The organism is Psychromonas sp., assembly GCF_041586535.1.
Classification (GTDB): domain Bacteria; phylum Pseudomonadota; class Gammaproteobacteria; order Enterobacterales; family Psychromonadaceae; genus Psychromonas.
Genome location: NZ_JBFGZY010000021.1, coordinates 1 through 10,037, shown reverse-complemented (window position 1 = coordinate 10,037; position 10,037 = coordinate 1). Strand labels below are relative to the sequence as shown.

Here is a 10,037-nt window from a genome sequence, read left to right as displayed (position 1 = left end):
ATTCTTTTTAATTATTTAAGAGAGATGGCGCGGCCACCTATCGAGTTCATATTCGGATGTACTTTTGCAATTGCTATCAGTTGGGGTCCACTGGTGTTAAATGCTTTAAGTTGCTGTACCAGTTTATCAGTTGCTACTGGCCTTTTGGCATCTTTTAAAATTGCTTCTAATGCTGACTCTAGTGTTTGTTCTTGCCCGGTCATCGTTATTTGCCAGTCATCACCTTGTGCAGTCACTTCAGTATTTGGCAACAAAGCAAAATAAAGCGCCAACTGCTGCTGGTTCCACCCTAATTCAGTAAGCTCTTTTTGATAATCACTGACAAGCTGACTTGCTAACTTGGGAGAGGATAAGCTTTGTTTGATGTCGTTTAATACTTGATGAGTTATCATTTATTTCTCACCTTGCTTTTTACTATTCCATTGGTAACGGACAGGTCTTACTAACTTTGTTATTAGTTCTTGATCCACTGCAGTGGCCAACCAAGCTTTCACTTGGCTTTTATGTAACCCTGTTGATTCAACTAAATCAGCTTCAGTAATAGGCTCACTTGCAGTTGTTTGTAAGTATTGAAGGAACAACTTAAAAAAACTCTCTTTGGAAACAAGGCTAACTTGTGGTTCAGGAGAAACTGTTTTGGATTCTTCGACCCCTTCTATAACCGTTTCTGAAGACTTCGCTGTCGAGTCGTTTTCTGATTCGATACTATCTGATTCAACAGTCTGGTGAGCCGTCTTTTCAATGAGGTTAACTCTGTTTTGCTCATGCCCGTCATCAACAATGCTTGACGTTGATCTATCGCTTGATACTGAATCTTCAACTGGTTGCGAGAAAAGATCCGGTTGGGGCTGACTGAACAGATCATTTTGACTAACAGTATTAGCTGCACTGGTTGGGGCATTGACAAATAAAGAGACAATATCTAACTCATTAATTGAATCAGTACACCACTGAGCGCCAGCATTAACAATGGCAGCATTACCAGCTGTTGGATCTTGCGTCTGTTTTACCCAAGTAGGCACCCAACCTTTTTTAAGGTTCTGAAGTGCGCCTTCCCAAGTGCCACCTTTAGGTCCAGAATGCACCACAATGGATGTATCCGCTAAACAATAGATATATTTATTACGATCCATTGCATTAAAACGGTTAAAGCCCGCTTCAGGATAAAATGGCGATACCAGCACCACATTGCCATCCATCAAGCCACTGCGATATTTAACTGAAGTTGATGCTTTTAATAAGCTATCAGCCAAGATACCGATAACATTCCCACCAGCGTTCATCGCACCCAACATTGATGTTTCATCAACGCCTCGCGCACCGCCAGATACAATACCGATACCAGAGTGAGCAGCTTTACTTCCAAGTTGCTCTGTATAATTTAAATCTGAAAGTTCTGCTTTACGTGACCCTACGACAGCAACCCCCCCCGCTTTAAGTAACTCTTTATCACCACAGCCATAAAGGACTGGCGGTGCTTGATTACCTAGCTTTTGTAATAAACGTTTAGGGTAGCTGTCTTTATCTGCACGCGTAATGACCCATAAGCCTGAACGGCTCCACTTTTCAAGTGCTAATGCCATGCTGTGACCACGCTGCAATAACGCTTCTATACGCTCTGTTGTTATTTTGTTTTTTGGATCTCGCCATTGAGAAAGCAGCGATTGCTTATCTTTGCCTAACAAGTCTGCAGGACTGAGTTGGCTATCACGCAGCCACAAAGCAAACCGCGCCCACTCGGCATTTGTGAGTGGTTTTGCGGCATCATGATCCTGCTTACCAAAGTAGCTGGTAAGCAGGATAATAGCTTGTGCTGTGGTTGTTAAATTCATTAATCATTCACCGATGTAGAAGCTAAAGCGACTGGGTATACTTTACCACTGCCAGCTTGTTGTAATAGTGCTGCGCCGACGGTAAACGTCCATTTAGAACGTACTACGTCATCAACCAATAAAACACTACCTTCAGGACCTAATTGATTGACCCTAAAAGCACCATCCAAATTAGAGCATTGATGATACCGATTTTGCTGCCATTTTTGGGGTTCATTCTCTAACACTTTGACCAAAGAGTCTACGAATGGTAGTCCCAACTTAGCAGCTAAACGTTTCGCGAAATCAGGTACTAAAGTTTTATGGTTTAATGATGGTATACAACAAACCCAAGCTGGAAACGCTTCAGGCTTCCATCGATCAATGATCATTTCAGCAGTCGCATCAACAAGCTCATCTCGAAAGTGGTTATTGTGTTTGTCATCTGCAACCATTTGCCCCCATCCGGCATCGCCCCAACGTGATAATATTCGCCCCTCCTGAGCAGCTAACTCACCAAGAGCTCTTGGGAAATCATACTGAACAAATGTTTTACTCGCTTCAAGGTTGGAAGCCGCTATTTGCTTCCTGGGTTCCATCACTATTTCGCTCCGAGATAAAAAGTCTGCAGCAGCCTGGCCCATTTGTTGATTTACATCTGTAGGTAACAGATCATGGCCTACACAATTTCTACATTTGCCACACGGCTCGTCAGTTTTATCATCGAGGGCATTGCGAACTGTCAGCATTAAGCAATCTGTACTTTCCAAATACTGTTTTATTTCGGTCCATTCTGCTTCTCTAATCGCAGTGATCTCTTCAACCTTTATCATATCCATTTTGTATGGAACCGGATTGCGATTCCATTTTTTACCAACACATCCGACAGGAGCAGGATATTCAGCTGCGAGAAACTTTAAAACATGTTCAATGCGTTTTTGAGGTAGGTTTGCCTCTTTCTCAAGATTTTCAGGGGTTAAATAATCTACGTGAGCGAGCGCGTTTAAAATACGCTGAACATTGGCTTGAGTTGGAAAAGCATTTTTTCTAAAAAACTCATGAATCCGACCATCTTCCTCCCCTGACATCAATATGCCAATAGCAGAATCAATGCCTCGACCTGCACGACCTACTTGTTGATAGAAAGCGACAATAGACCCAGGTGCCTGAAAGTGAATAACGAAACCTAGGTCAGGTTTATCATACCCCATCCCAAGAGCAGTGGTCGCAACAAGTACTTTTAGCCCATTGTCTAACAACTGCTGTTCAAGATATTGTCTATAAGCATCTGTATCTTGTGTGCCCCTAGCATTAACGAAATCAGGATGTGTTACTCCACTATAATAAGGCTTCGCATTAATACCGCACACATTGAGCCAGCGAGAAACAATTTCAGCATCTCGCTGAGTAAGTACGTAAACGATACCTGTTCTCTCTAAATTAGGGATTGTTTGTGCTAACCAAGCAAGTCGGGATGGTTGGTCAGGCAGAGTAATATTCTGAAGTGCTAAGGTATCTCGGATGAGGGACCCTCTTTGAATTTCAATATCACCAAGTTGATTTTGAATATCTTCCACTACTCTATCATTGGCAGTAGCAGTTGTACCTAAGACCGGTGTATTGGATGGCAGCAGACTTAAGATATTTGCAATGCGACGGTAATCTGGACGGAAATCATGCCCCCAATCTGAAATACAGTGTGCTTCATCTACAACCATAAGTGCGATTCTATCGGCAATTGGCCGTAAAACTGTTTCAACAAATTTATCATTAGCTAAACGTTCTGGTGAAATCAGCAAGCAATCAATATCATCATTCAAAATATCACGTGTAACTCTCTGCCAATCATCTGTATTAGTTGAGTTCATAGTAACTGCATTGATACCTAGGCGCTCGGCAGACTCAATTTGATTACGCATCAATGCTAGGAGTGGTGATACGATGATAGTCGGCCCTTGCCCTCTATCTCTGAAAATACGAGTACTGATGAAATAAACAGAACTTTTACCCCAGCCGGTTCGCTGTACGACTAGCAGCTTTTGGTTATGGTTAACCAAAGCATCAATAGCTTCCCATTGACCTTCACGAAATTTTGATTCTGGTTGATTTATTGCAGTTTGGAGTAAGACTTCAGCTTCTAGTTTATCCATCATATCACCTTGATTATTTGAAGTTTCTTAATAGCAGAAATTACAATACGTCTTCACAGACTAAGGTAAATATTGATATGTAACAATAGCTAAATTTGATATTTAATTAATTTCCATACAACCGGTCGACAAAACAAACAATTTAGTTTGTTTTTATATTATCAATTGAATAAAAATGAACAGTATCGATAACACTGATAACACCCTATTCAAAATATTTTCAAACATATATCACCTCTTTGAACCCATTCACAGAGGAGCCAAATTATGGCTGAAGTACAAGCAGTAAAAGACCTGGATAAGGTTAAATTGATTAGCCACCTGTTAGAGCGCCGTTACAGCAAGCAAATGGCTGACATATGGAATATTGGTTTAAACCTGGTGCATATTACCATCCATGCCGATCACCTAATAACCTCTGACCCGATCACCGAATAACATCCATCGCGATCACCAAATAACATTCATGCCGATCACTTTTGGTAAAAATGTTATTGAGTGATCGGCTTAAATGTTATTGCTCATAGTTTGTACTTTTTTGTCTGCCTGTAGGTATTTCTAAACGTTATTCTTCTTAATTTCATTTGGGGAGTAACCATGGCAACGGTACACATTTCTATGCGTAAACTAAAAGAGATCTTAAGACTAAAATACGGTTGTTTACTCAGCCACCGCCAAATAGCAAAAAGCTTGTCAATTTCAGCTTCCATTGTTTCCACTTATTCTGCGCGAGCTGCATCCATGGGGATCACCAGTTGGCCTTTAAATGAAGAGTGGGATGATGAATCATTGCAACGAGCATTCCTTAAATCAAAGCCCCGACCAAAGCAGTTCGCAATACCCGATTGGGCGGTGCTACAACAAGAGCTGAGGCCAAAAACCATGACATTACTTTTGCTCTGGCAGGAGTATGTTGAACGGCATCCAGAAGGAGCTTACAGTTACAATCACTTCTGTCGACAGTACAAAACCTGGCTGAAATGCCAGAAACCCTCCATGCGCCAAAACCATAAAGCCGGTGAAAAACTCTTTGTCGATTATTGTGGCCCCACTATGAACATTACTGATCCGAGTACCGGTGAATGCCGAACTGCACAGGTTTTTGTTGCCGTAATGGGGGCATCAAATTACACCTATGCTGAAGCCACATTTAGCCAAGGTCTAGAAAACTGGGTGATGAGCCATGCACGTTGCTTTGAATTTCTTGGCGGCGTGCCGGAATTAATCATTCCAGATAACCTGAAAAGTGGTGTAACACGGGCTTGTCGTTACGAGCCTGATCTAAATCCAACCTATCAGCAGCTTGCCGCGCATTACAACACCGTCATTGTCCCGGCAAGACCCTATAAACCTAAAGACAAGTCCAAAGCGGAAGTTGGTGTGCAAATTGTAGAGCGCTGGATCATGGCGCGATTACGTCACGAGCCCTTCTTCAGTTTGCGTCAATTGAATACGCGTATTGCAGAATTGTTGATTGATCTAAACGGGCGTCAAATGAAGAAGAAACCAGGTTCCCGCTTATCACAATTTGAATTACTCGATAAACCCGTCTTAAAGCCTTTACCAGACAAGGCTTACATCTTTACCCAAATCAAGCAGGTAAAAGTACATATTGACTACCATGTTGAAGTAGAAAAACATTACTACTCTGTCCCTCATTGTTTGATAAAACAAAAGCTTGAAGCACATGTCACAGGCCAGTTAGTGACGTTATACCATCAAGGAAAACAGGTTGCAGTTCATCCTCGTGATCATCGGTTTGGTGGGCACACAACAAACGAACGGCACATGCCCATCGCGCATCAAAAGCAGCAACAATGGTCACCCCAGCGATTTGAAAGTTGGGCAAGAGATATCGGTAAATCAACGGAGACGCTGGTGATTGAATTTTTACAGGCGAAAAAGCATCCGGAGCAAAGTTACCGCGCCTGTTTAGGGTTACTTAGCCTTGCCAAAAAATACAGCCCTGCACGGTTAGAGGCCGCTTGTCATCGCGGATTGTGGATGGGGGCAACCCGCTTAAAGCAAATCACCAACATCCTTGAAAAGGGCTTAGATAAACAAGCCTTACCCGAAGTTCAACTTGATTTACTGAATGAAATTGAACATGAAAACATCCGCGGAAACAGTTATTACCATTAAGGAAATAAAATGAAAACAGTCTATCAACAACTCAATCATCTAAAGCTAAGTGGCGTGCGTGATGCGCTCAAACAGCAAACGGAACAACCGAATGCCTATGTCGAACTTGGTTTTGAAGAGCGTCTGGCGCTGCTACTGGATAATGAAATAACACAGCGAGATAACCGCAGGGTTGAACGTTTAACACGCCAGGCAAAGTTCCGGGTTAGTGCACAATTAGCGCAGCTAGATTACCAATCGGGACGGCAAATCAACAAAGCTCAAATACGCTCACTCGCCCAAGGAGAGTGGTTACGGCTACATCAAAATATACTTATCACCGGCGCGACTGGGTGCGGTAAAACGTATCTCGCTTGCGCGCTTGGATACAATCACTGTCAGCAAGGCGAAAGCGTTTATTATTTTAGGCTCAAAGAATTGCTTGAAAAGATGTATCTTGCACAGGCAGACGGCAGCTACCGAAAACTTATCAACAAACTCAGTTCAGCGAATTTATTAATATTAGATGACTGGGGATTAGAGCCGTTAACCGTGCAGCAACGTAGTGATTTATTGGAGCTAATCGATGCCAGATACGATACCAAATCGACCATGATCAGCAGTCAGTTACCGATAGAAAATTGGTATGAAATGATTGGGGAATCAACACATGCAGATGCGATATTAGATCGCCTAGTACATGGCTCAATTAAACTTGAATTAAAGGGAGAGTCGATGCGTAAAAAACTAAATTCCTTGACGTCACCCGATCACCTAAGTTAGATTTTACTGAGGTCTACAGACAGACAAAAAACCGATCGCGATGAATGTTATTGAGCGATCGGCATCATGTTAATACGCACCTGGCATTACGAATTTCTGATTTACTCTCAATTAAGTTTGATGATATTCATGGCGACAGGTTGTTAATTAAGGAATCCAAAACCGGTAAGCTGGCTAACATCCAGTTAAATCAAAAAGCGTTAGCAACCATTAAACAGATTCAAGCAGAGCACCCAGACCATGTGTACCTGTTTCAATCCTACCGTAATCAACAATCCCTTCATAAGACACCTAAACCGCTAACACGACGTGCCGTATCAGAAGCCTTTGCGATGATTGGTCAAGAAGTCAATGTGTCGTTAGGCACTCACTCAATGCGTAAGACGCGTGGTTATCATCTTTATCAAAACACCAAAGATATTGCCCGAGTAATGAAAATGCTTCGCCATAGCAGCGAAGGCGTGACGCTTCGTTATATCGGCATTACCCAGGATGATGTAGATAAAGATTTTGTTGAATTGGAGATTTAACCTTAGGGGGACACCACCAACTGCATAAAACCCAAATGCACAAATTGTGCATTTGGGTAATTTGTATTTTTTTGTAGCCGTGACAGTTAGTTTAGTTTTGCAGCCCAAAGCTTTGATAATGTAATAACCTCGACAAAACCCTTTGCACTAAAGCCAGTTGGATATAAAGACTGTGTTTCTTTTACCAGATCCTGCTTCACATTTAATTCCTCCATAAAGTCCACCAGCATTTCAGCTTCATCTCTTAACGCAATATGTAACTCTTCAACAGATACTTTTAAAAATCCATTAAAATATTCATGGTCATATTCTAAGCTGGTGTCAGCTATCCACCCTATTACGTTAGGATCCCCTGGATTTTTAATACCTATTAGTTCCCGGAAAGTCTCATCCGTTTCTAGCAAGCTCTTCACTGCTTCGGTTTTACTTTTTATTTGCTGGCCCGCTTTTCTTAATGTGGTATGTTTGTAGCGTAAAACTTCCCTTTTACTATTTCTTCTATACGTCGACTTAACCTCAAGTACTAATACGGTATTATCTAGCACACAAATCAAATCAATTTCACCTGGGTTAAACCCTTCGGTCCTTTCTGGGTGATAACTTTCAATAACGGTAAAGCCACGTTTTCTGAATTGATTTCCTAGATTAGTTTCAATTCTGCTAGTTTCACTATGTAGCTCCGATCTTTTATTCGCAAAGCGACGTAGTGTATTTATCACATTTACGTTGGTTAACTGATTAGCCATCATCCAAGGTAACTGAACACTGTAATGACCAATTTTAAAGATTGGCCTCTCAGTGAGTTGAGGTAGGTTTTCATGATTATTAGCTTTTAGCTGGGCAGACCACTTTTTAAAATCAAGGGTCCAAAAATCAAGAATAGCTTCAGCGGCTTTAATATTACCTTTGGGAAAAGTATCAGATACGGTCCAACCAACTATATTCTGCGCTTTTTGTTTCCAGTTTTGCCAGGTGATAGGAAACCTATTCTGCATATTAGCCGGATCAATTAAGCCACTCAGCGCTAACAAGCCTAAAGATACTTGCCAATCCCCCGTTTTATGTAAGTTTTGAGCAAATACTTCAATGTAATCTTTGTTATAAAAAGCGATCATCAGCTCAAGCGATAACAAAGCTTGGTGAATGTCTACTTTCAAGCCATTATCAGTTTGTACTGATTTGTTTAAACCATAAATCTCAGAAAGTTGTAAATAGGCACCTAACGATTTGATATAGGCGGTTTGGTTATCTTCATGATTTTCTGCCGACCCAATCATTCCACCAGCAAGACCTCTGTCTATAAATTCCTGCAAGCCTCGATTTAGCCAATATCCATCGATTAAACTTTGTTTCTTACCATTTAGCAACCAAACCTGATGACTAACGTCACTATGGTTGTGCATACCTAATTGATCACCATCGAAATAGTATTCGCACTCATCATCGAAACAAAATGGTGTTACGCTTCGAGATAAAAAACCATCTAACTCAACTTGTGCCTGCATCAACTTTTCAAAATGGTATAAATAAAACTCAGGTATTGATGAATCATCCTGGGAAGGAAAAACTAATGGTGATTGATGTCTTTTTAGTGATTTCCCTATCACACTATCCGTAAGTGTAAATGAGTTGGGCTCTGCGATGCTTAATTTCCACTCAACAAGCTTTTTTAACGCTCTGAAACGTTCATCTGTTGAAATAACACTGCCATCAAGTGCATCAGGATTATCAAATAGATATTTGAAGGCATACACACTCGAATAACTTAATAACTCAAATACAGTTAACGCCTTAAAGGGCTCATGATGTTTAGCTACCAATTCGAGACGATCATTATGTGCCCTTTGGAATGCCTTACAAATATTAATCAGTTCATGCAATGCATTAGGTACCCGCTCAGCTAATTGCTTTGCTTCAATCCACTTTCTGCTATTTGGCCTTAAAACCAGTTCAGAACACCGTAACCCCTTTCTGACTACATTAGGAGCCTTGTGGGCAAGGCTCTCTAATAAGCTGAAATTAGAGCAATTATCAATGGTGAAGTATTTTGCTAAAGCTAGGGTAAACGCTTCTGATTTCAAAACGTTATCACTCAAATCCCATAGGAATTTAGAGGACCAAAATAATTGGTTATTATTCACTGATTTTTGTTTTTTAGATTTGACTGGCTTACCTGATAAATAAACCTCAATCACTTCGATTGCAGAGTCATCGATACTAAATCCATTGTCAGTGAGTGTAGTGAATTTTTGCTCGAAGTAATTTCCTTTTATTACACAGTCCATAAATTGCTCAGTTGGTTTGGGAAGAATTAATTATTACAGGATCATTTATAGATTAAATGGTTAGCGTGTTAATTAATGACATAACAACGTTTGTTATGCAACAGCAGCTTCACTGCAGTCATCGACAAGATCTAACTTTAGCCTTAGGTTTCATATCGACCAGCCTCCTCAATCAGCCTGTGCTTTTGCATGGGCTTTTTCTGCCGAAAATCATATCTAGTTCTCATCCAGAAACGTTAACATACTGAAATATATAAAAAAACAGGCAAAAAAGAAGGAAAACTCCGGTAGATTTACTATAATTAATAGTGCTAACCAATTGATTACATTAAAAAAACCGGAGTTTGGAATGCGCGA

General features: G+C 40.9%; 7 protein-coding genes and 1 pseudogene. 4 read left to right on the top strand and 4 right to left on the bottom strand.

Annotated features, from left to right (window positions below; all coding sequences use genetic code 11):
* Positions 1-11 precede the first annotated feature (11 nt).
* The 3 genes from ABZA00_RS04015 to ABZA00_RS04005 are packed head-to-tail and all read right to left on the bottom strand — an operon-like array spanning position 12 to position 3,961.
* The gene (locus ABZA00_RS04015; protein WP_372880856.1) at positions 12-392 is read right to left on the bottom strand and encodes a hypothetical protein; all 381 of its coding nucleotides are present in this window, start codon (positions 390-392) and stop codon (positions 12-14) included.
* Entirely contained in the window at positions 393-1,832 is a 1,440-nt protein-coding gene (locus ABZA00_RS04010; RefSeq protein ID WP_372880855.1) for a DNA-processing protein DprA, read from the bottom strand. It abuts the gene before it with no gap.
* On the bottom strand, positions 1,832-3,961 hold the full coding sequence (locus ABZA00_RS04005; RefSeq protein ID WP_372880854.1) for a RecQ family ATP-dependent DNA helicase: 2,130 nt from the start codon (positions 3,959-3,961) through the stop codon (positions 1,832-1,834). The genes ABZA00_RS04010 and ABZA00_RS04005 overlap by 1 nt, the downstream gene beginning before the upstream one ends.
* A gap of 267 nt (positions 3,962-4,228) precedes the next feature.
* Between ABZA00_RS04005 and ABZA00_RS04000 the strand changes: the two are divergent.
* The 4 genes and pseudogenes from ABZA00_RS04000 to ABZA00_RS03985 all read left to right on the top strand — a co-directional run.
* A pseudogene (locus ABZA00_RS04000) lies at positions 4,229-4,342 on the top strand (site-specific integrase); the annotation flags it as partial.
* A gap of 216 nt (positions 4,343-4,558) precedes the next feature.
* Positions 4,559-6,103: an IS21 family transposase gene (gene istA, locus ABZA00_RS03995; RefSeq protein WP_372880853.1), complete on the top strand. Its 1,545-nt coding sequence runs from the start codon at positions 4,559-4,561 to the stop codon at positions 6,101-6,103.
* A 9-nt stretch (positions 6,104-6,112) separates the two neighbouring features.
* The gene (gene istB, locus ABZA00_RS03990; protein ID WP_372880852.1) at positions 6,113-6,865 is read left to right on the top strand and encodes an IS21-like element helper ATPase IstB; all 753 of its coding nucleotides are present in this window, start codon (positions 6,113-6,115) and stop codon (positions 6,863-6,865) included.
* A gap of 50 nt (positions 6,866-6,915) precedes the next feature.
* Entirely contained in the window at positions 6,916-7,395 is a 480-nt protein-coding gene (locus ABZA00_RS03985; protein ID WP_372880851.1) for a tyrosine-type recombinase/integrase, read from the top strand.
* Positions 7,396-7,481: 86 nt separating this feature from the next.
* Here the strand turns inward: ABZA00_RS03985 and ABZA00_RS03980 are convergent, their stop codons facing one another.
* Positions 7,482-9,680, bottom strand: coding sequence for a hypothetical protein (locus ABZA00_RS03980; RefSeq protein ID WP_372880850.1), 2,199 nt, complete (start codon positions 9,678-9,680; stop codon positions 7,482-7,484).
* Positions 9,681-10,037: the final 357 nt, after the last annotated feature.